Raw genomic sequence first — 23,297 nt, forward strand, 5'->3', positions numbered from 1 at the left:
ATGATATTTATTAGGAGGAGCAAATGAAAAACTATAGTTTAAATGAACTAAGAGAAATGTATCTTAAATTTTTTGAAAGTAAAATGCATCTTCGTGCAAAAAGCTTTCCATTAGTACCACACAATGATAATAGTTTATTACTCATTAATGCAGGTATGGCACCACTTAAACCATACTTTACTGGTCAAGAAGAACCACCTAGAAGAAGAATGACAACTTGTCAAAAATGTATTCGTACAGGTGATATTGAAAATGTTGGTAAAACAGCACGTCACGGTACTTTCTTTGAAATGCTGGGGAACTTCTCATTTGGTGACTATTTTAAAGAAGAAGCGATTGAATGGGCTTGGGAGTTTGTTACAAAACACCTTGAGATTCCAGTAGAACGTTTATTTGCAACTGTTTACCAAGATGATGAAGAAGCAGCTGAAATCTGGAGAAATAAAATTGGCTTACCTAATGAAAAAGTTATTTATATGGGTAAAGAAGATAACTTCTGGGAAGCTGGTATTGATGGACCTTGTGGCCCTTGTTCAGAGATCTATTTTGATAGAGGTCCTGAATTTGGCTGCGATAGCCCTGATTGTGGTGTGGGTTGTGACTGTGACCGTTATATGGAATTCTGGAACTTAGTATTTACCCAATTTGAGCGCCATGAAGACGGGACTTACACACCACTTGCTCAAAAGAATATTGACACAGGTATGGGACTTGAAAGACTTGCAGCTATGATGCAAGGTGTAAGTTCTATCTTTGATGTCGATACAATCAAAGCTATCCGTGATCACGTCTGCCAGCTTGCAGGTGTTACTTATGGTGAAAATTACAAAAACGACGTATCAATTCGTGTTATCACAGACCATATTCGTTCAGTAACTTTTATGGCTGCGGATGGTGTTCTTCCTTCTAATGAAGGGCGCGGCTATGTTATGCGAAGACTTCTTAGACGTGCCGTTAGACATGCTAAATTATTAGGTATTGAAGGTTTATTCTTAAAAGATCTTGTTAAAACAGTAGTTGATAATTCCAAACATGAGTATACAGAGCTTGAAGATAAATATGAATATATTACGAAACTTCTTACTGTAGAAGAAAAGAACTTTAATGAAACGATTGACCGTGGACTTAATATTTTAAAAGCACACATCGATGAAATGAAAGCAGAAGGTAAAACGGTATTAGACGGTAAAGCTTGCTTTACACTTTCTGATACTTATGGTTTTCCTATTGATTTAACACATGAAATTCTTGAGGAACAGGGATTAAAAGCTGATGAAGAAGGTTTCAAAGTAGAAATGGATGCTCAACGTCAAAAAGCAAGGGATGCGCGTGGTGGTTCTAAATATATGGGTGCAGATGAAACCATATTTAATCAAATGGATTCAACTATGAAGACAACTTTTGTGGGTTATGATAAGCTTGAAACAACAGGTACATTAGAGGTACTTGCAAATGATGAAGAACTTTTAGAAGCAGCAGGCTGTGGTGACTCTATTTATGTTGTTATTTCTGAAACACCATTTTATGCTGAAAGTGGTGGTCAGGCAGGTGATACCGGTCTTATTACAACAGCTACAGGTAAAGCTGTTGTTAGCGATACAACTAAAGTTATCGGTGGTAAGTTTGCTCATCATGCTCAAGTAGTAGAAGGTTCTATTGAAAAAGGTCAATCTGCTACTTTTACAGTAGAAAATGTATCACGTATGGATACTTCTCGTAACCATAGTGCAACTCACCTTTTACAAAAAGCATTACGTGAAGTGGTAGGTGGGCATATCGAGCAAGCAGGTTCAAATGTGAATAAAGATCGTCTACGTTTTGACTTCACTCACTTTGAAGCTTTAACTCATGAACAACTTGAAAAAGTAGAAGCTTTGGTAAATGAAAAAATTCTTGAAGGTTTAACCATTACTATTAAAGAAATGCCTATTGATGAAGCTAGAAAGTTAGGCGCAATGGCTCTCTTTGGTGAAAAGTATGGCCAAACAGTACGCGTTGTTAATATGGGTGATTACTCAGTAGAGCTTTGTGGTGGTACACACCTTCAAAATACAGCTGCTATTGGTACTTTCAAAATTATTTCTGAAACAGGTGTTGCTGCTGGCGTAAGACGTATTGAGGCAGTAACAGGTAGAGGTGCTCTTCATTTCTATCAAACAATGGAAAATAGCTTAAATGAGGTAAGTGCTCTCGTTAAAGCTAAAAAAACAGAAGTAGTAAAAAAAGTGGAAAGTATGACTATTGAGCTTAAAAATCTTGAAAAAGAAAATGAAAAACTTAAAGCTGAAATTGCAGCTAGTAAGGCAGGAGCCCTTACTGAGCAAGCAAAAACGATTAATGGTATAAAAGTGTTAGTAAGTCAAATAGATGAACTTGATATGAATGATCTTAAAAACATGGGTGATTCATTAAAAGATCAACTTCAAGATGGGGTTGTTTTATTAATGAGCCATGTTGCAGATAAAGTAAACCTTGTAGCTATGGCTACTCCAAGTGCTGTAGAAAAAGGGGTACACTGTGGTCAAATCATTTCTGCTGTAGCAGGTGTTGTTGGTGGAAAAGGTGGCGGTAGACCTAATATGGCACAAGCTGGTGGTAAAGATGCTTCTAAGATTAAAGAAGCTATTACTGTTGCTGAAACAACAATCAACGCACAGCTTAATGCCTAGTTTTTATAATATATGATGTATTTTATATGAATCAAAAGTAATAAAAACTTAAGGATATCCTATTAAATATACGTGGAATACTTGACGTATCACGTAAATTACTTTATAATTTAACGTAGTGCTTTAATCTTTTCTCCGTACAAATGCATAAAGCACAACATTGCACCGGAGGGAGGGAAAGAAATGTCAGAGGTTACTGTTCGCGAAAATGAATCATTAGATAGCGCTCTTCGTAGATTTAAAAGAAACTGTGCAAAAGCAGGTATCATGCAAGAAATCCGCAAAAGAGAACACTATGAAAAACCAAGTGTAAAACGTAAAAAGAAATCAGAAGCAGCACGTAAAAAAAACAAACAATATTAATTGTTTGTTGTTTACCATATGAATACAAAAGCATAAGCTTTTTGTACAAGGGATGATGCAGATGTCTTTAAAAGAAAAACTTCTTTCAGATATGAAAGAAGCCATGAAAGAAAAAGATGTCCTTCGCAAAAATACCATCCAAAGCATTCGTGGTGCCATTCTTCAAAAAGAGAAAGACACTCTGCAGGAGGTTAGTGAAGAACAAATTCTTGATATTATTGTACAAGAAATCAAGAAACGCAAAGATGCTCTCGCTGATTTTGAAAAGGGAAATCGCCCAGATTTAGTAGCAGATACTAATGCAGAAGTTACTGTTTTACAAGGTTACTTGCCTAAGCAGTTAAGTGATGAAGAGCTAACTTCACTTATTCATCAAGTGATCGAAGAAGTTGAAGCAACATCTATGAAAGATATGGGTAAAGTTATGGCTGCCATTAAACCTAAGGTGAGTGGCAGAGCTGATAACCAAAAAGTGAGCAGCATTGTTAAACAATGTTTATCCAATTAATCAGTGCAATGCTTAATGAGGACGTCCAGAAGGACGTCCTTTTTGCATTCCTTGCTAATTTTTTAGGCTCTATGTCAATAGTTGGGGTATCCCAAGTATGATGATGTAGAAGCAGTTAAGAAGATTTTTTAAATCTATCTTAGCTGCTTTTTTATTACACATATGTAGTATTCTACTTCTAAATCTTTCGAAGTTACGATAACCATATGCGTTGCGTTTGAGAACTTTGATTTTGTTGTTTATACCTTCTGTATAACCATTTGTGTAAGGTGTAGTAAATGAATTAAGAATGCCACCTATCCAGTTATTCATTGTTTGAGCAGCTGTAACAAAGCGAGGTAAACCGCTGTTTTCAGCATAAATGATCCACTTTGTAAGTCGTTCTTTGGCTGTATTGTAATCTTCTGATGCCATTACCTCATAAAAACTTTCCTTAGGTAAATAGGCGTTAGATAGTTTTTCACTTGTATAAAGCATGACATTAAGTCTTTGTTTTTGATCATTATTTAAGTCATGATAGTGTTTAATGAGTAGAGATTTAGATCGCTTAAAGTATTTTCTTCGATGATCACAAAAGTCTTTTTGTACTTCTTTACGAACAGCTTCAAAAGCCCATAAAACTTGTCTAGCATAATGATATTTATCAACGACATAAGTTGCAGAAGAGAAAATTTCACGGGATAAGTCACGATAAGTAGACCACATATCACTAATAAAGATAGAGGTTTGAGAAGTATCAAACTTTAATAGGTATGAAGCTAAGTGAGTTTTATATCTATTAGGCAAAATATCTAGAACTCTATGATTTTCAGGGTCAGTAATAATACACTGATACTTCTCGTGATTGGTATTTCCTTTAAACTCATCAATAGCTAATACTTTAGGTAAAGAAGATGGTGAGTAGGAAAGTTTATCAAAAATCCTAACAACAGTAGAAGTAGACAGATTAACATGCTGAGCAACACTCTTAAAAGAAGAAGTTGAAGCTAACTGAGATAAAACGTAAAGAATTAAACGTGAGGTCATGCGATGATAGCGAGGAAGAAAGTCAATGCTTTCATAGAAACGCTTACCACAAGATTGACAAACATATCTTCTTTTTCTAAGAAGAAGGAGTGTATGAGAACCAAAGGAAGGAATATCTTTGATTTTTTGCCTGCGATAATCATGAATACGTTGTGTAGAATGGCCACAACAAGGGCAAGCGTGAAGTTTACGTTGCATTTCAATTTCAAAGATAGCTTTATTTTCAGTATGGATAATATCTTTTATTAAAACACCTGATAGATTAAGAAGTTTTTGGGAATAATAAAAGGAGAGCATAGTCGACAACCTTTCTGTAAGTATTAGTCATACTTAGGATTGTTGAAAATGCTCTTTTATTATGCAATCATTTTTTCAAACCCCAACATTTATTGTAGAGCCTTTATTTTCATCTTCAATTCTCCAAATGAGCCAGTTCACTGGTTGCCAAATCATTTTATTTCGTCTGATTTATTACCTTGTTATATCTCTCTATAGTATTAACTCCTTAATGTCATTCATTTTATTTTGAATTCTATTTTAGAAATACGATATCTTTAATACCCGTTTAAATAGCATTTTTTTGAAGTCTCTATATTTAAATGGTAATCTTTATATAATTTACAGAATATTATTTTAATAATCTAATACCTTTTCTCACTTTTTTATCAAATCACCACAGATAATATAAAATTATCTGTGGTGGCTTGATTTTAGTTTTGAAAATATGTTAACTTATATATAAAGTTAACTTTAGTTAACTTTATATATAATAAAGGTTAACTATTTATAATGTAAGTTTACATACAAGGAGAGAAGTAATGGCAGATGTAACATTTGGTGTAAAAGTACCAGAAGAATTGAAAAATGAATTAAGTGAATTAATGAAAGACAGTACGCTAAGTGGCAAAGAGTTTATGGGGATGTTATTAGCTAGTTATAAGCTAGAAAAAGCAAAAGAAGAAAACTCACTTTTTGAAGGTGATTTAAAAGAATTGCAGACTTTATTAAAAAGAGTACAAGGTATTTATACCCATATGATAGAAAAAAGTCAGCTAGGCTATCAGCAACAGTTGAAGGAGATAGAAAAAAAATAGAAGAGCAAGTAGCTGAAAAAGAAGAGATTTTGTTGGAACATAAAAAGACAAAAGAAATACTAGAAGATGCTGAAAAAAAAGAATTTAGTCAACTTCAGGAAATAGAAGCTTTAAAAAGTAAGTTATCAGATGTGGTAAAAGAGAAGGAGCAAGTACAACAGCAATTGAATAACCATCTTTTATTGCATACCAAATTCGAGGAAGAGATTACATTATTAAAAGAACAAGTAACAGGATATAAGCGCTTAGAGTTGGAAATCGAAGAACGTAATAATGAGAATGGTAAACTTAAAAATAGAAATGATGAATTAGCTTCTGAAATTTGGTTTTTGCAACGAGAGGTAGAAAAGTTAAAAGAAGAAAAAAATCAGTTAGAAACGAAGCAACAACAGGAGTTAACTCAATTAAAAGACAAACAAGAGCTTCAACTTCGCAATGAATTATTAGAACAAAAGTTAAGCTTTAAAGAAGACATATCTCATCTAAAAGAACAAATCACTAAAGAGAAAGAAGCCTATCACCAGCTAGAACGTGATTATACCCAAAAACTACAAGATATGTATAAACAGAAGTAGAAATACACATAAAAAGGCAAGAAGCTTATTGAATTCTCAAGGTGATAATGGTATACTCTAATACTGAAAAAGGAGTGTATACAAATGGCAAATTATTTATCACCACAGGAAATCACAAATTATACTAGCGATGGCGGTGTCAACAAAGTTAATCGTAGTGCATTATTAGTACTAGTAATGGCTATCATGGCAGGTGTTTACATTGCATTAGGTGGCTTTGCTTCCTCAGTAGCAGCTCATGATGTTGCAAATAAAGGTTTAGCTAAATTAGTAACGGGTGCAGTATTCCCTATTGGACTTATGTTTGTAGTTATCAATGGTGCAGATTTATTCACTGGAAACTGCTTAATCGTCATTTCAACTTTAGAAAAACGCACAACATGGGGTGGATTTTTTAAAAATTTAATTATTGTATTAGTAGGTAATTTTATTGGAGCAGTAGTAATCGCATTTTTAGTAGCAAATAGCGGCATTCTTAATATGAGTGATGGTCGTTTTGGTGCTTATGCGATTAAAACAGCCGTATCTAAATCAAACCTTCAATTTACGCAAGCTCTTTGTTTAGCGATTATTTGTAACATTTATGTATGTGCTGGTATTTGGATGATTTATGCAGCTAAAGATATTACAGGAAAAGTAATGGCTGGTTTCTTCTCTATTTTTGCTTTTGCAATCAGCGGGGCAGAGCATATTGTAGCTAATATGTTTTATATTCCTGTAGCACTTTTTGTGAAGAATAATGCTGAATATATGGAACTGGCTCATGCAACAGCTGATCAGCTAAGTTGGGGAAAATTCCTTATTAATAATGCAATTCCCGTAACTCTTGGTAATATTATTGGTGGTGTATTTATTGGAGGAATGTATTTCCTTATTTACAAAAAACTCACCAAACCATCACAACAATAAAATAGCATAGTCGCAGTTTAATACTGCGGCTTTTATTATATCTGTTTTAATGAGGAGGATTTGTAGATGCTTATTGAAAAAGCCATTCAATATTTTATATCGTCTTTAGAAGCTGAACAGTTATCTTCTCACACGATTAAGGCTTACCTACAAGATTTAAATCAATTTAAGAACTGGACACAAAAGAAGGAAGTGGATGACCTAAATTTTGAGGATTTTCAAGATTATTTTATAGAAATTTCTAAATTAAAAATGACATCTATTAAACGTAAAAGAGTAGTTATGCATCGCTTTTTTAAATTTTGTTACCGTAAAAAACTTTGTACAGAAAAGCTTCATGAATACATTGATCCTATACGTTCAAAGAAAAATGTTGTTCCTAAAGAAGTTTTAAGCCGAGAAGAAATCTCTCTTATTTTTGATTTTTTAAAAAAAGAAGAGAAGCAATATAAATTAAAGGTAAATAACACTTATTATGACTATCTTTATTATTGTTCACTGCGTAATCAGCTTCTTATTAGTATTCTTCTTTATACGGGATGTCGTGCCCACGAAGTAGTTGCTTTAAAAAAACAAGATATTAATTTATTACAAAATACCATTACACTTTTTACAAAAGGAGGTAAATATAATCAAGTACCTATACATGATGAGTTAAAGAAAGCCTTAGATAATTACAATGAATCTATCAGCACTTTATCTCTGGGACTTCAAAATCTGCTTCAAGAAAGTCATTATCTGTTCCCGAGCAAAACGGATTCTAACAATTATATGCCAACACGTACATTACATGATTTAATGAAAAAACTTTCTGCTGCAACGGGTCGTCATATTCATGCGCATCTTTTTAGACATACATTCGCTTCTTATTGTATTGCAGCTAATATGGATATTTCTACAATCTCTTCTTTAATCTCTCACAGCAATCCTTCTATTACTTTGTCCATCTATACTCACGAAATAGATGCGCACAATAAGCAAGAACAGATTAAAAAACTAAGTTTTCATTAATCTCGTATGAAAATCAAAAAACGACTTATACTAAGACATGTAATTTGAAAGGAGAGTGTAAGTTGTGAGTGATTTAAATGAACTTAAGCAAAAATATAACGAAGGTTATCGCTGTATTTACACCGAGAAAGATTCTAATGAAGGGTTGACCATGCACCTAAAAAACTTTAGAGAAGAAAAAATTCACACCATGAACATTAAGAGTGACATGGAAATTGGTGAAATTGAAAGCTTCTTAGATACACTTAATCAAATTAAGAAGAAAAAAGGGCATGATTGTCATGATTTATAAACAAATAAAAGTGGCTTCTTTATCGTAGAAGTCACTTTTATTTGTTTATCGAATCATTTTTTTAATCCATTTTAATTGTTTATCATAAGGGGGATAACGAAAAGGAAGCTCCCTAGGAGTACTATAAAGAACGGTTTTCTCATGAGTAAAGGTTCTAAAACTATTGTAACCATGATATGCCCCCATTCCACTATAACCTACCCCACCAAAAGGAGCTTGTGGGTGAGTAACATGTAATATTGTATCATTAATACAACCACCTCCAAAAGAAAGATGTTTAAGTAAATAGTCAATACGTTTTTGGTCTTTACTAAAAAGATAGCATGCTAGTGGCTTAGGATAACGTTGGACATAATGAATAGCTTCTTCTAAACGCTTATAAGGTATAATAGGCAAAATAGGGCCAAAAATTTCTTCTTGCATACATAAGTCAGAAGGTGCGACAGGGTACAGAACTGTTGGTTCAATATATAATTCATCTGTATTAAAATGTCCACCAAAATGTATTTTATCTTCATTTATAAGTTGAAGTAAACGAACATAATGTGCTTCATTAATAATATGTGCCATATGCTTTTTTTCTCTGTAAAAATGTTGTAATACAAAACCTATATAACATAACAAGCGATCTGCTACACTTTCATGAACAAGAACATAGTCTGGAGCTACGCAGGTTTGTCCTGCATTTAAAAATTTACCCCATACAATACGAGTAGCTGCTAAACGTAAATCAGCTGTATGATCTACAATAACAGGGCTTTTCCCACCTAGTTCTAAAGTTACAGGGATTAAATGTTCAGATGCCTGTTTCATTACCTTTTTACCCGTTTCTATGCCACCGGTGAAAAAAACATAATCTAGTGGTTCGTTAAGAAGTTCAGTACACACCATGCTATCACCTTCCACAAGTGTTACATAGTAGGGTGGAAAAACTTCATTTAAAATCATACGAAGTACTTTATTCGTAGCTGGTGTATATTCTGAAGGCTTAACAATGGCACAATTGCCTGCTGCAATAGCTCCAATAAGAGGCATCATTGCTAATTGAAAAGGGTAGTTAAAAGGTGAAAAAATAAGACATATACCATAGGGTTCTTTCAATACTTTTGTATTGCCACCTATAACCGGAAGTACTCCTTTATACTGTAAAGGCTTTGACCAGTTTTTAAGATTCTTAAGTGTATGATTGATTTCTGAAATTGTTGTATAAATTTCAGTTAAGTAAGTTTCAAAAGCTGGCTTTTTAAAATCTTTATGAAGCGCTTTTTCAATTTCTTTTTGATGATTCAAAATAGCACTTTTAAATTTTTTTAAGTAATACGTACGAAGTTTTAAATCATAAGTTTTTCGGGTATAAAAATAATGATTCATATCTTGAACACATTGTGAAATAGAAGACATTATGACACCTCTTTAGAAAAATTTTTAAACAAAGCTATGACATATTTTTCAAGATGAAATACTTTGCAGATTTACAAATCTTTATCTAACATATGGTTTTTTTATAAGGGTACAATAAGAGTATAAATAAATTATATAGGGGGCATAAAATGAATAAAAAAAGAATGATTCAAGCAATGTGCGCTTTAGGTTTGATTTACTGCATGCTATTTACAACACTTTATGCCAAAACACAACCGGCTAAAGAAAAACCTGGAGCAGCTATTTTCGTAATGGCAACGCAAAATTCTGTAACAGCTTGTCCTAAGTCTTATCATTATCAGTCTGAAGTGATTTCATTAGACATGAAGATACCACAACTCCAAGGCCTTACAGATCGCACCTTTCAAAGGCAATTCAATCAAAATCTTTTAAAAGAAGCAAAAGCCAGAAAAAAAAATGCCATTTCAGAAGCCTTGCAATATAATAAAGAAATGATTCGCGATGGATTAAAGCCACTGAAATTTGAATACTTAGAAAGTTATACGGCTATTCCTTCTCCATACCCTTACTATACATTGGAGTTTTTTAAATATCAATATAGTGGAGGAGCTCATGGCTTAGGTGAACTACGTTATATTACCATTGATTTAATAAAAAATAAAATTATTTCGTTAAAAGATCTATTCAAACCTACAGTGGATTATAAAGCCTTAATTAATGCCGGAATCAATGAACAAATAAGTCGTAGAATACAACAAGGTGAAGTTTTTTTTGTAGGCGATGGTGGCTTTGTAGGTATTAAAGATGAGCAAAATTTTTATATTAATCAAGATGGCTTAATTGTCATCGTTTTTAATGTATATGAAATAGCACCATATGCAGCAGGAGTAATAGAAATCCCCTTAGATATGACAAAGCTATTACCTTATATGAAATAGAATTGTCAATAAGTCTATTTTAGTGTAAAATATAAAGAAAAAACTAGGGGGAATCATGTATCAACCAAAATATGTGCTAAAGAAAAAAAGGAAGCCTCGTTATAGAGGCACTATAGCCGTTTTAATGATTATAGGATTACTTGTTATAAGTTTCTTTTGTTTAGCTTTTCTTAAGCAAAAGGAGGCTATTACCTTGGTTCATACTTGGCAATCAGAAGAAACTGGGGAAGTTCTAACCTTTACAAAAGATGGCAAGGTTACCTTTAAAAATAATTTACCCGAGGGTGTTTATCGTATTATTTCACCAAACACTATAGAATATACCGTTGGGAATATGAGTTTTCAGATGATTTATACTATAGAAGATAATAAACTTCATTGGGGGATAGACCAAGAACATTTGGAAATCTTTTCACCCAAATAATTTAAATAAGTTTCACTGCTTATTTTGAAAATAATTCTTTAAATAGATGTAGAAAGCTAAGGTGAAAAAAATGAATCATACAGAATTACAACATGCTTATGAGCAGGCTTATAAGAGCGGTAAACAAGCTTGGAATCAAAAACTTTTAAAAGGCGAATCTGGTTACTTACGTGCCCTAGATAGTATGATTCAACCAGGTGATATTGCAGCTGAATTTCCTTTAGGGCTAGTGGAGATTCCTATTAATAAGATTGTAGGAACATACACTCATGCTAGAAGTATTTCTTTTGCTGATAATTATATGCCTATTATGAATATCAAAACTGAATTTGCTTCAAAGTGGATGTATCTTTACGATTACCACATTCAAACAGGTATTGCAGATCCAATTAAAGTTTATGAGTATCTTAATCGTTTCTTTGTTATTGAGGGAAATAAAAGGGTAAGTGTTTTGAAATTTGTTGAAGGAACCACCATTAATGGTCAAGTCATTCGCCTCATTCCTAAACGTGACCCTAATAATAAGCTAAATACTATTTATTATGAGTTTATGAATTTTTACAAAGAAACTCACATCAATACCATTTGGTTTTCAGAAATCGGTCGTTTTACAGAGCTTCTTTCTTATGTTAAACAATATCGAACTATGACTACAGAAGAAGAGGCAGATAAAATCTTTTTAGCTAATTGTTATCGTCCCTTTAGACAGCTTTATTTGGAGCAAGGCGGTGATCAACTAGATATTACAACTGGCGATGCCTTTTTAACCTTTTTAAAGATTTATGGACTTTCTAAAGAGATTACACCAGAAGCCTATAAAGTAAAAGTCAAAAATATTATTGATGAGTTAAAGGTAATAGAAGCCGAAACAACTCATGTTCAAACAGAGGTTATTCAACCTCCTAAAAAGAAAAGTGTATTCTCATCTCTATCTGATTTAGTGACTTCAAAAAAAGTATTAAAAATAGCTTTTGTATATGCTAAACCTGTTTCCACATCAGGTTGGGCATATGCCCACGAATTAGGTCGATTACATATCGATAATGTATTTAAAGATCAAATCGTAACCACTAAAATAGAGGGAGTTCCTGAAAACGATAAAGCTTTTGATGTTTTTAAGACCTTAGCAAATGATCACTATGACATCGTATTTGCAACTAGCCCTACTTATTTAGCTCCAGCATTAAAAGCTGCCATGGAATTTCCAAATGTTAAATTTTTTAATTGTGCAGCAACCCATTCTTATAAATCTCTTACCTTGTATTATGGACGCATCCATGAACCACGTTATTTATTAGGAATGATTGCAGGATCAATGACAGAAACTAATGTGATTGGTTATGTTGCACCTTATCCTATTTCAGAGGTAGTAAGTAGTATTAATGCCTTTACTTTAGGGGCACAAGCCGTTAATCCTAGAGTTAAGGTCAAGGCACTTTGGACTAATAGGTGGGATAATCCAGAGGGCGGTAAAGCTGTAGCAGAAACCTTATTTAATGCTGGTGCAGATATTATTTCAAATGAAGATCTCCCTATTCCAGGAGATATTTCCAAGGGCTATGGTGTTTATAGTATTAATCAAAATACACATCAAAAAACCCACTATGCTATGGCTATCTGGAATTGGGGTGTATTTTATGAACAAGTTATTCAAAATATATTAAATGGTACTTGGAAGAGCATACAAGAAGATAACAATCGTTCAGATATGCCTGTTAACTTTTGGCAAGGTATGAATAATGGCATCGTAGATTTATTATATTCTAACCGTAATATGACAGCTCCAATGAAGCATTTGATTGAGAATGTTAAGCAAGCGATTATTAGAAATGAATTTGATGTATTTAAAGGACCTATCTATGATCAAAATCATGTGATAAAAGCCAAAGCTGGCGAAAACTTAGATTATGAGGATATCATTCATATGGATTGGTTAGTAGCGGGAGTAGAAGGAGAAATTCCAGATATTAAAACACTAACACCTGTAGATCCATTTTCCTATATGCAAGGTATTACGGGTAAATAAATAGGGAGTAAGGTTATTAACCTTACTCCCTATTTTTAGATTTCTAAAATATAATAATTATATCCGTTAATAACTTGAATATTATTATGTACTAAAATACGTTTAGCATTAGATGAATAAGTAAAGTGATTGTGTCCATACAAATGATATTTAGGTAAAAGCTGCTCATAAAGCGTATAAAAACTTTTAAATCCTATATGACACTGACTATTGGGATTGTCCCCTATTCCAAAGGTAGGAGAATGAGTAACTAAAATATCAATGGGTTTTTTACAAGTTCTAACAAGTTTTTTAACGCGTTTTTGCATTTTTTCTTCAGTAAATTGAAATGGACCACCTTTATATTCAATAGAACCACCTAATCCAGCAATGCGTAAACCATTAAAAGTAACAACCTTATCCTCGATACAATCACAACCTTCAGGAGGCTGTGTGAGATAGCCCTTATCATGATTACCATGAACATAAAACACGGGAACTGCCAGCATAGTAACTAAAAAGGATAAATAAGATGCTTTTAAGTCACCACAAGAAATCACACAAGCTATATCTTGAAAGTTTGATTTATCAAAGAAGTCCCAGATATAATTACTTTCTACATCAGAAACAACTAAAATTTTCATAAATTGACCGTCCTTTAGCTTTTGTATGTTATCTATTATACTATAATGTCATAAAATTTCATACCATAAAAAATAATTGTTTTATATACAAAAAATATTGACAGTATACGTTGTATTTGTTATGATGTACAAGTGTTAAGAAAACATATCGTATGGAGGGATTCCCGAGCGGCCAAAGGGGGCAGACTGTAAATCTGTTGCGATAGCTTCGAAGGTTCGAATCCTTCTCCCTCCAGATGCCCAGATAGCTCAGTCGGTAGAGCAGAGGACTGAAAATCCTCGTGTCGCTGGTTCGATTCCGGCTCTGGGCACTTTTTTTATGTTTAAAACCGTAAATTAAACATAGGGCTAAAAATCCTCCTAATTCGATTCCGGCTTTAGGCATTTTTATAGGATCTAAAACCGTAAACTAACAAAAGCAAAAAAGGATACTATTTTTTCAATAGTACCTTTTTTGCTTTTAACAGTAAAATTTATCATGTTTGTCCCTTTTCTATCATATGATATGTTGTAGACAAGTTGGAGGGATGTAATATGAATAGATATCGTCAAAAATTAACAATTTTATCATTTACTATTGTAGTAATACTCGTTTTATTATGGTTAATTAAAGGATTTAATTTATCTTGGGTAGAAGTGAAAAAAGATTATGCGGAAATTACAATCAATTTTCTACTACCAATGGAACAAGCCGGCTTCGAACAGTACATTAAATGGTTAGGTGAAGTGCCTTATGAAAATAATGTAGACTATTCAGTTACTTGGATTAAACCAGAAGTTGTATCTATAAAAGTCAAAGAAACCAGTTTAATTAAAGGGAAAAAAGTAAAGATGCTTATTGAAAATGCCCCTACAAAATGGCAAGGAATTTGTAAATCTGAAGAAGTACATATTGCTTTTAAAGCTCCAATTCATATACTAAGTCCACAAAATGATTTTCTTATTTCTAGTAGTAATTCATTTGAAGTTCAATTTAGTACACCTATGAACGCTACTCAAATCAATAAATTTTTGCAATGCGACGCAACTTTTTATATCAAACCTTATATTGTAACAGCTACTAATGGTAAACAATATACAGATTTAACGCGTTTTGTTTTTACTCCTAAATCACCTTTAGAAAATGGTAAACGTTACGTTCTTTCTTTCAAGGCAGGCATGCCTTCACATACGGGAACCCTACTAGATGAAGATCAAGTATTTGTGTTACAGGTAGATCAAAAACCATCTATTACTAAGACTTATCCCGCTAAACAAGATAAGTGGATTGGTCTTTATCCACGTTTAACTCTAGAAAGTAAAGATGCTATTGTTAAAGCTACTGTTATGATTGCGAATGATAAAATTAATGGCATACTAACAGATGCTCATCATGCCTATTTTCTTTTGCAAGATCGATTAAAACCAGAAACAACATATGAAGCTATTTTTCAAACACAGGTGGCAAGTGGTGAAATAAGTGAACCTGAAACGGTTCAATTTACCACAACTACTTTAAAGCAAAATCGTCTATGGTTAGAAGTAGTTTGTAGTCAAAATACAGTAGTTTACTGTTATCAAGGCGAAAAAAAGATTAAGACCATGGTTTGCTCATTAGGCGAAGGAAAATATGCACCTCCTCTTGGCACATATTATTTACAAGGTAAAGCAGATGTTTATGAAGATGCTGTGCATAAAGAGGGTGCTAATTTTTGGATAAAAATTAGTGATGAATATGGCTTTCAAGGTTACATAAGAGATGCTTACTGGAATATACTTACTAGCGCTAGTAAATCTCTGGGTGCAAGAACTAAAAGAAGAAACATCATTTTAAGTGATGAGGATGCTAAATGGCTTTATGAAAACTTGCCTGATAATACTATGATTATAATCAGAAATTGATTAATACATGTTTGTTTATAATTCAATAAAATTTAATAAAAATGAATTATTTTGTTGAAAAAATTTCGTATTATGATAAAATGTTTTTAGCGGAAGATGAGCCGCAGGAACTTAATTTATAGGAGGCGTATCTATGAGTTTTCGTACGGAGTACATGCAGGACTTAATGAGTAGAGTAGAAAAAAATCATCCTGCACAACCAGAGTTTCATCAAGCAGTAAAAGAAGTATTATTATGTATGGAGCCAGTTGCTGAGCGCAACCCACAATATGTTAAAGCAGGAATCTTTGAACGTATTGTAGAACCAGAACGTGCTATTATGTTCCGTGTATCATGGGTTGATGATAACGGTAATGTACAGGTTAACCGTGGTTACCGTGTACAATTCAATAGTGCTATTGGACCATATAAAGGGGGACTTCGTTTCCATCCATCTGTAAACTTAGGTATTATTAAATTCTTAGGTTTTGAGCAAATCTTTAAAAATTCCTTAACAGGCCTACCAATGGGCGGAGGTAAAGGTGGTAGTGATTTTGATCCAAAAGGTAAATCAGACCAAGAAATTATGAGATTTTGTCAAAGCTTTATGACTGAGCTTAGCAAACATATTGGTGCTGACACAGATGTTCCTGCCGGTGATATTGGTGTAGGTGCTCGTGAAATTGGCTTTATGTTTGGTCAATACAAACGTCTACGTAATGAGTTTACTGGCGTGCTCACAGGTAAAGGACTTAACTATGGTGGTTCTCTTGTAAGAACACAAGCTACAGGCTATGGCTGTTGCTACTTTACACAAGAAATGCTTGCTACCAGAGGTGAAAGCTTTGAAGGCAAAACAGTAGTTGTATCTGGTTCTGGTAACGTAGCTATTTACGCTGCTGAAAAAGCTATAGAACTTGGTGCTAAAGTTGTAGCACTTAGTGATTCAAATGGCTATATCTATGATCCAAATGGTATTGATCTAGATGCTGTTAAACAAATTAAAGAAGTAGAGCGTAAGAGAATCAAAGAATACGTTAATATACATAAAGATGCAACCTATACAGACGGTTTCCGTGGTATTTGGACTATTAAATGTGATATTGCACTTCCATGTGCTACACAAAATGAATTAGATGAAGAAGCAGCTAAAGCACTTGTAGCAAATGGTGTTATGGCTGTTGCAGAAGGTGCAAATATGCCTTCTACTCCTGAAGCAGTAGAAGTATTCCAAGCAGCAAGCATTCTATTTGCTCCTGGTAAAGCAGCTAATGCAGGTGGTGTAGCAACTTCTGGTCTTGAAATGTCTCAAAATAGTATGAGATATAGCTGGACATTTGAAGAAGTAGATGAAAAATTAAAAGGTATCATGAAACATATTCACACTGTTTCTCGTGAGGCTGCTACACAATATGGTGAACCAGATAATTATGTGCTTGGTGCTAATATTGCAGGCTTCTTAAAAGTAGCTGATGCTATGTATATGCAAGGTGTTGCTTACTAAAAAAATATCCCTCTCATATATCATGAGAGGGATATTTTTTACCCTCAATACCAAGAGCTTTTTTCTAGTTTATATTGTATAATAAATGGAATTAGTATAAAATTTAGTTATAAGACAATTTGTAATAACAGAATATAATGTAGGGGGAAAGCTATGCCAAAGTTAACAATTCCATTAAATGAATGTATGCCAGGAATGCTAGTTGCTGAAGCTGTTAGAAATTTAGATAATGGTTTAGTCTATGTGGGTGAAAATCAAGAATTAACAGCAGAAACTATTGAAACCTTAAAGGAACTCAGTTTTAATGAGGTTACTATTTTTGTTAATACATGGGATGATGTATGGAAAATAACTAAAGAAACAAGAGAAAGCTATAAAAAATGTACAGATACCGTCCAAGTACTTCTTAATCAAGTTACAACTGATAATGTAGTTGATTATGAAGCCTTTAAAAATGTTAAGCTACAAATGCAAGAAGCCTTTAACGATAACTATAAAATAATTGGTTGCATTAACCTTTTTAAATATGCTGATAGCTATACATATACACATAGTATTAATGTTGCTTTATTAAGCATGCTGATTGGGAAATGGATGAAATATGGGGAACAAATGATAGAATCCTTATTAATTGCTGGACTATTACACGATATTGGTAAGATGAAAATAGATCCTAAAATCTTAAATAAACCAGATAAACTAACAGAAAGTGAATTTGAAGAAATTAAGCAGCATTCTCGCTATTCTTATGAACTACTTCAAGATAATAAAAGTATAAGCTTAGATATTAAAATAGGAATCTTGATGCACCATGAAAAAATGGATGGTTCAGGTTATCCTTATGGGGTTTATAGTGAAAATATTAATGATATCGCTAAAGTATTAGCAGTAGCAGATGTTTATGACGCTATGCTCTCAGAAAGGCCGTATCAAAAAAAACATTCACCTTTTGATGTGATGCAATTAATGCAAGAAGGTGTATTTGGAAAGCTTGATACAAAAATTCTATTAACATTCTTAACTAATATTGCTACTTATTACATAGGAACTTACGTTCAATTAAGCAATGGTCAAATAGGAGAAGTAGTTGCCATTAATCCAGCCTGCGTTTATAGACCTATTATCAAAGTACAAGATAAGTATATTGATCTCTATACGGATCATTCTATTCATATTATTGAACTTACTTGATTTAAAAAGCTTATGCATAAAATCATAATTAGTGCTCATACTAACTTCGTAGAATATTTCATTTCATGAAAAGGAGTATAGCATTCATATGAAAAAATTATTATTTTTAACAGCACTTGCTGTGATGAGTTTTGCTTTTGTAGGTTGCACAACAACTGATAATGGTACTACAGCAACTAATCCACCTATTGAAAGTCCAAGTGTAAGTCCAAGTGTAAGTCCAAGTGTAAGTCCTACTATAAGCCCTACTACAAGTCCAACTAATAATGCAACTAATGGTATGGTTAATGACAACAATGGTATTGTTAATGATGGCAATACTACTAATAACACAACCAATAACACAGCTAAATAAGTAATTGTTTTTTATAAAAGCAAGGGTGATACCTTTGCTTTTATTTTATGTTGGGATAAGTTTTTAAAATATGCTATAATGAGGCAAGCAATATATAGAAAGGACTGTTAATTTGAAAGTATTATTATTAGCACTTAATGCCAAATATATTCATACCTCTTTAGCTTTGCGTTATATAAAAAGCTACTGTAAAGACTATGAATCCCATATAACTATTTTAGAAACAACTATTAATAACAATGAAACTGAAATGATTAAAGCCATCTATAAGGAAAAACCAGATATTATCGGTATCTCCTGTTATATATGGAATATGTCTTTTGTAAAAACCTTGATTCCTACATTAAGAAAGCTTTTACCTCATACAACACTAGTTTTAGGTGGACCGGAAGTTTCTTATGAAGGAGATCACTTATTTGAAGCATTAGATATTGACTTAGTGATGGAAGGTGAAGGAGAAGAGACTTGGAAACAATACTTAGACTATCGTATCCAAGGTAAAGGCTCTTTACAAGATATAAATGGTATTATTTATAAGAAGGAAAATGTTATTATTAAAAATGCACCTCGTCAGCCACTTGATTTAAAGCATTTGCCTTTTGTATATGACTCTTTAGAGGGTTTAGAACATAAAATCATTTATTATGAGGCTTCTAGAGGCTGCCCTTTTAATTGCCAATACTGCCTTTCATCCACGCATAAAGGCGTACGCTTTGTTCCTTTAGAACGCGTAAAAATACATCTTACTTACTTCCTAGAACAGCGTGTCAAGCAAGTTAAGTTTGTAGATCGTACCTTTAATACTAAAAAGGCCTATGCGATGGCCATTTGGGAGCATATTATAGCAAATGATAATGGCTCTACTAACTTTCACTTTGAAATCGCAGCAGAATTAATTGATGATGATATGCTAGAACTTCTAAAAGGTGCTAGAAATGGTCTTATTCAATTTGAAATAGGTGTCCAATCTACTAATATGAAAGTACTAGAAGCCATTTCTCGTAAAATGCCCTATGAAGATATTAAAGAAATAACAAGAAAAATAAAAGCACTAGGTAATATTCATCAACACTTAGATTTAATTGCTGGTCTTCCTTATGAAGATTATGCTTCTTTTAGAAATTCCTTTAATGATGTAATTGCCCTACGTCCTGAGCAATTTCAATTAGGCTTTCTAAAACTTTTAAAAGGATCTGGATTAAGAAAATCAGCAGAAACTTATGGTCTTATTTATAAAGATGAACCTCCTTATGAAATCCTTTATACAAAAGAAATGAGCTTTGATGAAATGTTGAAGTTGCATAGTATAGAAGAGCTTTTAGAGAGATATTATAATAGCGGTCGCTTTCATAATAGTCTAGAGTATTTATTCACCTGCTTTAAATCACCTTTCGACTTTTTTGAAGCTCTAATGGTATTTTGGGAAGAACAAGACTATGATTTGATCCAACACAATAAGCTAGCTTATTATCTTCATCTCATTACTTTTGCAGCCCAGCAGACTACTGTTAACTCTGAACTTCTCAAGGAATATATTCGACTGGATTATATTCTTCACGAACCTGTTCGTGAAATGCCAGAAGCATTTGAAACCTTGAATCGTGCAAGCTATAAAGTATATTATAATGACCTACTTAAAGATGATTTGTTTATTATGAACTATCTACCGAATTTAAGTGGTTTGGTTCCTAGACAACGCTATAAAGAAACTCATTTAGAGTACTTCCGTTATAATGTATGGGAAAATTATTTAAGTCAAACCTATGATTCCGCAGACTTATTACAGATTCCTATGGGGATATTATTTGATTATTCCTCTTCACCGATAAAAGGTATTTTAATAGAAAAGGAGTAAAACTATGAAACAAAAACAACAAATTGCTTTTTTATTAGATACATTAGATACGTATTACCCTAAAGAAGTTATTTGCTACCTGCATCATCGTACGCCCTTTGAACTTTTAATTGCTACAATATTAAGTGCCCAGTGTACAGATGACCGTGTTAATCAAGTAACACCTGGGCTATTTAAACAATTCCCCAATGTAGAAGCTTTTGCTACAGCTGAACTCAAGGATGTAGAAGAGGCCATTAAAAGTACAGGGTTTTATAAAAATAAAGCTAAAAACATTATTGCTTGTTCAAGACGGCTAGTAGAGTGCTTTAATGGTGAAGTACCTTCAGATATTGAGTCACTTGTGACTTTAGCTGGTGTAGGTAGAAAAACAGCCAATGTTATTAGAGGAAATATCTTTCATATTCCTAGCATTGTAGTAGACACACATGTTAAGCGCATTAGCATTAGATGGGGGATTACACCTTATGAAGACCCTGTTCAAATAGAAAAAGATCTTATGACTAAATTGCCAGATTCCCATTGGATTCGGTATAATACACAAGTGATCGCACATGGACGTAGCATTTGCACAGCACGTAGTCCTAAATGCTTGAACTGTATGTTTTTAAGCCACTGCCCTTATGGTCTAGTACACTCTCAAAAACAGCTTCCTATAGAAGCACAAGAAGCATTAGCACAAGGTCATATGTATTAATCAAAAAAGTTCCTAGATTACACTAGGAACTTTTTTATTGCTCATCTTCTATGCGGTCTTTAGATGTATTTTTAATATTGTCATTTAAAGTTTGTTTTTTCTTAGCAAGTAGCTTTTTTAAACGAAGGCGAGGTTTCTTATGAGGGTTAGCTTCATAAAATTGATCTAATATTTCATGGTAAAATGCCTCAGCATTTAAACCAAAAGTTTCAGCAGATAAAGGTTTAACAGAGTAGAGGGCATTATTTGCTAAATTTTCTCTATAACTAGAATCTGATAAAATAGTGACTAAAGCTTCTGATAATTCTTCTTGATTATGGAAAAGTAGGCCATTATAGCCATCTCTAATGAGGCCCGCAATACTCTCATCCTCTTGTGCAACGATAGGCAATTTTGCAGCCATAGCTTCTGCAAAAGTTAACCCTTGTGTCTCTGTAACAGAAGCACTGACAAAAACATCACCTAATTGATACATTTTTCCAATACCACTCCATGGTTGCATTCCTGTAAAAATAACCGAATCTCTGACACCTAACTTTGCAGCTAATTCCTCTAGTTCTAAACGAGAAGGCCCATCCCCGACTATAACTAATTTAGCAGTAGGTAGCTTTTTAAGAACAAGTGGCATAGCTTCTATAAGTACATCTATACTTTTTTCTTTTGCAACACGCCCTACAAATAAGATAACAGGGTCAGTTGTTGGGATTTGAAATGTCTCCTTTAAACGGAGAATTTCCTCAGCAGCATATTTTTCACAATTAAAAGGTGAAAAATCAATGCCTGTAGGTATAATACGAATAGGTTTTTTTACACCATAACTTCTTAAAAGCTTTTCTGTTTTTTTAGTAGGAGCAACAACACCATCTACACCATTACAAAAAGATTTACTGTATTTACGTGCGATTTTAGGTGAAAACTCGATTCCTTTAGAAACATAGTGCATATAATCTTCATAAACTGTATGATACGTATGCACAATAGGAATATCTAACTTCTTAGCTACTAATTTTGCAAAAATACCTACTGAAAATTCTGTTTGAGAAAGAATAATGTCTAACTTTAATCGTTTAATTTTATGAACTGCCTTATTAGAATAAATAATCCCTACACGATGATCCTTTAAAAATATAAAAGGTAAACTCGCTATACGATGTACATAAGGTGAATGATCATCTGCATCAGGATGGCTAATCGTAAAAATATAGACATTATGGCCTTGTTCGCGTAATTTCTTCTCCAAGGTTAAAATAGAGCTTACAACTCCATTAACCTGTGGAGAATAGGTATCTGAAAAAATACCAATATTCATTTTATCATCTCACTTTCATTAAGACGTTATCTTTAAGATAACTGACTAAGAACTTTTTCTAAGAGTGGAGAGTTCTTCATATTTTTCATGGCAGTTTCTTTAATCTGATTGAGTGCCTCAGAGTCATTCATTAACTTATAAATTTGAATCAGTAATAAGTAACACTTAGATGCATCACATCCATATAATATACTCATTTCTAGAACTTTTCTAGCTTCTTTAACGAAGCCATTATCATATAATATACTACCATATTCATAGGATATATCCATAAAGTTAAAATAATTTCTTTCATAACTTGTTAACATGTCTAATCCACTAGGTCCAAATTGCTGTTTAATTTCTAAGTTAGACATTTGTTTTAAATTAACCATAGGCGTTTTAGCACAATTTAGAAGTTTCAAGTAAATTTCTTGGCAACTAGAATTGTTAACCACAGGATATTTCTCAAAATCAACTGATAAAAATAAATTCTCTGGAATAGTTTTTGCACGTACAAACTGCATGGTATGTTCTTTTTCTAATGCCTCTCGCCAATCCCCTTTTTTCTGCTTATTCGTTTTTTCTACTCTTTGTTTAAAGGTTAGTCCTAATATGAATATTCCCATGACAAAGCACGCAAATGATGGCAACCAACTTAAATCCATTAATTAACCCCTTTCATAAAAACATTATGTTTATTATA

The 23,297-nt window shown here is 33.0% G+C and carries 22 protein-coding genes and 2 tRNA genes; 19 read left to right on the plus strand and 5 right to left on the minus strand.

Going from position 1 to position 23,297, the window contains the following annotated elements:
* Positions 1-23 precede the first annotated feature (23 nt).
* The 3 genes from alaS to CLOLE_RS10930 all read left to right on the plus strand — a co-directional run bounded on the left by alaS (position 24) and on the right by CLOLE_RS10930 (position 3,540).
* Entirely contained in the window at positions 24-2,669 is a 2,646-nt protein-coding gene (alaS, locus tag CLOLE_RS10920; RefSeq protein ID WP_013657174.1) for an alanine--tRNA ligase, read from the plus strand.
* Between the two features lie 183 nt (positions 2,670-2,852).
* On the plus strand, positions 2,853-3,032 hold the full coding sequence (gene rpsU, locus CLOLE_RS10925; RefSeq protein ID WP_013657175.1) for a 30S ribosomal protein S21: 180 nt from the start codon (positions 2,853-2,855) through the stop codon (positions 3,030-3,032).
* Between the two features lie 61 nt (positions 3,033-3,093).
* Positions 3,094-3,540, plus strand: a complete 447-nt coding sequence (locus tag CLOLE_RS10930) for a GatB/YqeY domain-containing protein (RefSeq protein WP_013657176.1) — start codon at positions 3,094-3,096, stop codon at positions 3,538-3,540.
* Between the two features lie 69 nt (positions 3,541-3,609).
* On the opposite strand, the gene CLOLE_RS10935 is transcribed toward CLOLE_RS10930, so the two are convergent.
* Positions 3,610-4,863: an ISL3 family transposase gene (locus CLOLE_RS10935; RefSeq protein WP_013657177.1), complete on the minus strand. Its 1,254-nt coding sequence runs from the start codon at positions 4,861-4,863 to the stop codon at positions 3,610-3,612.
* A 521-nt stretch (positions 4,864-5,384) separates the two neighbouring features.
* Here CLOLE_RS10935 and CLOLE_RS10940 point away from each other — a divergent pair.
* The 5 genes from CLOLE_RS10940 (at position 5,385) to CLOLE_RS10960 (ending at position 8,447) form a co-directional block, all read left to right on the plus strand.
* Positions 5,385-5,660 (plus strand): hypothetical protein, encoded by a 276-nt coding sequence (locus CLOLE_RS10940; protein ID WP_013657178.1) that lies wholly within the window; start codon positions 5,385-5,387, stop codon positions 5,658-5,660.
* A 32-nt stretch (positions 5,661-5,692) separates the two neighbouring features.
* Positions 5,693-6,235, plus strand: coding sequence for a hypothetical protein (locus tag CLOLE_RS10945; RefSeq protein WP_013657179.1), 543 nt, complete (start codon positions 5,693-5,695; stop codon positions 6,233-6,235).
* Positions 6,236-6,319: 84 nt separating this feature from the next.
* Positions 6,320-7,144, plus strand: coding sequence for a formate/nitrite transporter family protein (locus tag CLOLE_RS10950; protein WP_013657180.1), 825 nt, complete (start codon positions 6,320-6,322; stop codon positions 7,142-7,144).
* Positions 7,145-7,210: 66 nt separating this feature from the next.
* Positions 7,211-8,155 (plus strand): tyrosine-type recombinase/integrase, encoded by a 945-nt coding sequence (locus tag CLOLE_RS10955; RefSeq protein ID WP_013657181.1) that lies wholly within the window; start codon positions 7,211-7,213, stop codon positions 8,153-8,155.
* Between the two features lie 64 nt (positions 8,156-8,219).
* Positions 8,220-8,447, plus strand: a complete 228-nt coding sequence (locus CLOLE_RS10960) for a hypothetical protein (protein ID WP_013657182.1) — start codon at positions 8,220-8,222, stop codon at positions 8,445-8,447.
* Between the two features lie 45 nt (positions 8,448-8,492).
* On the opposite strand, the gene CLOLE_RS10965 is transcribed toward CLOLE_RS10960, so the two are convergent.
* The gene (locus CLOLE_RS10965; RefSeq protein ID WP_013657183.1) at positions 8,493-9,848 is read right to left on the minus strand and encodes an aldehyde dehydrogenase family protein; all 1,356 of its coding nucleotides are present in this window, start codon (positions 9,846-9,848) and stop codon (positions 8,493-8,495) included.
* Positions 9,849-9,997: 149 nt separating this feature from the next.
* Between CLOLE_RS10965 and CLOLE_RS21860 the strand changes: the two genes are divergently transcribed.
* The 3 genes from CLOLE_RS21860 to CLOLE_RS10980 all read left to right on the plus strand — a co-directional run bounded on the left by CLOLE_RS21860 (position 9,998) and on the right by CLOLE_RS10980 (position 13,218).
* The gene (locus CLOLE_RS21860) at positions 9,998-10,768 is read left to right on the plus strand and encodes a DUF3298 and DUF4163 domain-containing protein (protein ID WP_013657184.1); all 771 of its coding nucleotides are present in this window, start codon (positions 9,998-10,000) and stop codon (positions 10,766-10,768) included.
* Between the two features lie 55 nt (positions 10,769-10,823).
* Positions 10,824-11,192: a hypothetical protein gene (locus CLOLE_RS10975; protein WP_013657185.1), complete on the plus strand. Its 369-nt coding sequence runs from the start codon at positions 10,824-10,826 to the stop codon at positions 11,190-11,192.
* A 70-nt stretch (positions 11,193-11,262) separates the two neighbouring features.
* Entirely contained in the window at positions 11,263-13,218 is a 1,956-nt protein-coding gene (locus CLOLE_RS10980; protein ID WP_013657186.1) for a BMP family ABC transporter substrate-binding protein, read from the plus strand.
* A 35-nt stretch (positions 13,219-13,253) separates the two neighbouring features.
* On the opposite strand, the gene CLOLE_RS10985 is transcribed toward CLOLE_RS10980, so the two are convergent.
* On the minus strand, positions 13,254-13,841 hold the full coding sequence (locus tag CLOLE_RS10985) for a metallophosphoesterase family protein (RefSeq protein ID WP_013657187.1): 588 nt from the start codon (positions 13,839-13,841) through the stop codon (positions 13,254-13,256).
* A 154-nt stretch (positions 13,842-13,995) separates the two neighbouring features.
* On the opposite strand from CLOLE_RS10985, the gene CLOLE_RS10990 reads away from it, so the two are divergent.
* The 8 genes from CLOLE_RS10990 (at position 13,996) to nth (ending at position 21,303) form a co-directional block, all read left to right on the plus strand.
* Positions 13,996-14,076, plus strand: a tRNA-Tyr gene (locus tag CLOLE_RS10990).
* Positions 14,077-14,079: 3 nt separating this feature from the next.
* Positions 14,080-14,152: transfer RNA gene (locus tag CLOLE_RS10995), tRNA-Phe, on the plus strand.
* Between the two features lie 223 nt (positions 14,153-14,375).
* Complete coding sequence (locus CLOLE_RS11000) at positions 14,376-15,722, plus strand: L,D-transpeptidase family protein (protein WP_013657188.1); 1,347 nt, start codon at positions 14,376-14,378, stop codon at positions 15,720-15,722.
* Positions 15,723-15,855: 133 nt separating this feature from the next.
* On the plus strand, positions 15,856-17,205 hold the full coding sequence (gdhA, locus tag CLOLE_RS11005; protein WP_013657189.1) for an NADP-specific glutamate dehydrogenase: 1,350 nt from the start codon (positions 15,856-15,858) through the stop codon (positions 17,203-17,205).
* 153 nt (positions 17,206-17,358) lie between these two features.
* Positions 17,359-18,396 carry an HD-GYP domain-containing protein gene (locus CLOLE_RS11010; RefSeq protein WP_013657190.1) on the plus strand — a complete coding sequence of 346 codons (1,038 nt, stop codon included), beginning with the start codon at positions 17,359-17,361 and terminating at the stop codon, positions 18,394-18,396.
* Between the two features lie 88 nt (positions 18,397-18,484).
* The gene (locus tag CLOLE_RS11015) at positions 18,485-18,751 is read left to right on the plus strand and encodes a hypothetical protein (protein ID WP_013657191.1); all 267 of its coding nucleotides are present in this window, start codon (positions 18,485-18,487) and stop codon (positions 18,749-18,751) included.
* Positions 18,752-18,863: 112 nt separating this feature from the next.
* The gene (locus CLOLE_RS11020; RefSeq protein WP_013657192.1) at positions 18,864-20,606 is read left to right on the plus strand and encodes a B12-binding domain-containing radical SAM protein; all 1,743 of its coding nucleotides are present in this window, start codon (positions 18,864-18,866) and stop codon (positions 20,604-20,606) included.
* A 4-nt stretch (positions 20,607-20,610) separates the two neighbouring features.
* Positions 20,611-21,303 carry an endonuclease III gene (gene nth / locus CLOLE_RS11025; RefSeq protein WP_013657193.1) on the plus strand — a complete coding sequence of 231 codons (693 nt, stop codon included), beginning with the start codon at positions 20,611-20,613 and terminating at the stop codon, positions 21,301-21,303.
* A gap of 34 nt (positions 21,304-21,337) precedes the next feature.
* On the opposite strand, the gene CLOLE_RS11030 is transcribed toward nth, so the two are convergent.
* Together CLOLE_RS11030 and CLOLE_RS11035 are read right to left on the minus strand one after the other, a co-directional pair.
* A complete protein-coding gene (locus CLOLE_RS11030) occupies positions 21,338-22,612 on the minus strand; it encodes a glycosyltransferase family 4 protein (protein WP_013657194.1) in 1,275 nt (424 codons plus the stop codon).
* Positions 22,613-22,644: 32 nt separating this feature from the next.
* Positions 22,645-23,259, minus strand: a complete 615-nt coding sequence (locus tag CLOLE_RS11035) for a hypothetical protein (RefSeq protein ID WP_013657195.1) — start codon at positions 23,257-23,259, stop codon at positions 22,645-22,647.
* Positions 23,260-23,297 lie beyond the last annotated feature (38 nt).

Origin of the sequence: Cellulosilyticum lentocellum DSM 5427, assembly GCF_000178835.2 — a bacterium.
GTDB classification, from domain to species: Bacteria; Bacillota; Clostridia; order Lachnospirales; family Cellulosilyticaceae; genus Cellulosilyticum; species Cellulosilyticum lentocellum.